This is a genomic window from Actinomadura sp. 3N407 (assembly GCF_052245875.1).
Taxonomy (GTDB): domain Bacteria; phylum Actinomycetota; class Actinomycetes; order Streptosporangiales; family Streptosporangiaceae; genus Spirillospora.
In genome coordinates this window covers 1-626 of sequence record NZ_JBQQBP010000088.1, presented here as the reverse complement: position 1 = coordinate 626, position 626 = coordinate 1, and the positions used below count along the sequence as shown (strand labels likewise).

The window sequence follows — 626 nt, the reverse complement described above, 5'->3', positions numbered from 1 at the left end:
CCGTAACTGTGCGCTGAGCCGGCCCGGCGCCGTTTTCTCGAGCAGGGTGCGTACGCGATTCGCATCCAGCATCGTGGTCTCGAGCGATCCGTCCGTGCTGCCTCCGTCCACGATGACAATGTCGGCCTGGTCGGCGATGCCGCAAGACATCATTCTCGTCAGCAGGTTTTGGATCCGACGGCCTTCGTTGATGACAGGAATGACGATTGCGGTATCGGACGTCTTCGGGCACTCCAGTCGCACTTCATATGCGGGGACGTGCCACTGCGCGTCGATTTGCGATGCGACGGTCATAGGGTATTTCAGTGTGATGTGTTGAGGCTGATGAATACGACGCCAGTGGTCACCAAGATCAGGCCGACAATGGTGTTCCACCGGAAGGTCTCGCCAAGCAGGAAGGCTGAGGCGCAGGCGACTGCGCCGATGGCACCCGCCGTCAGGATGGGGTGAGCGACATTTAACGGGAGCCTGGAAAGAGCTGCGGCATAGAGCACGAACGCGCAACCGTAAAGGAAGATGCCAAGGAGCAGAACTCGGTTCGTGGCTAGCTGCAACAGCATGGCCGGCGAGGTGGGCGCCGTGCGCATCGCAACCTTGATCAGCACGCTGGCAGACGCATTCGACAG

General features: G+C 60.4%; 1 protein-coding gene and 1 pseudogene. Both read right to left on the bottom strand.

Annotated features, from left to right (window positions below; translation table 11 throughout):
- A pseudogene (locus ACTWPP_RS45055) lies at positions 1 to 294 on the bottom strand (hypothetical protein); the annotation flags it as partial.
- Positions 295 to 302: 8 nt separating this feature from the next.
- Positions 303 to 626: EamA family transporter (locus ACTWPP_RS45050; protein WP_443110628.1), on the bottom strand; the 324-nt coding region annotated here is incomplete at its 5' end.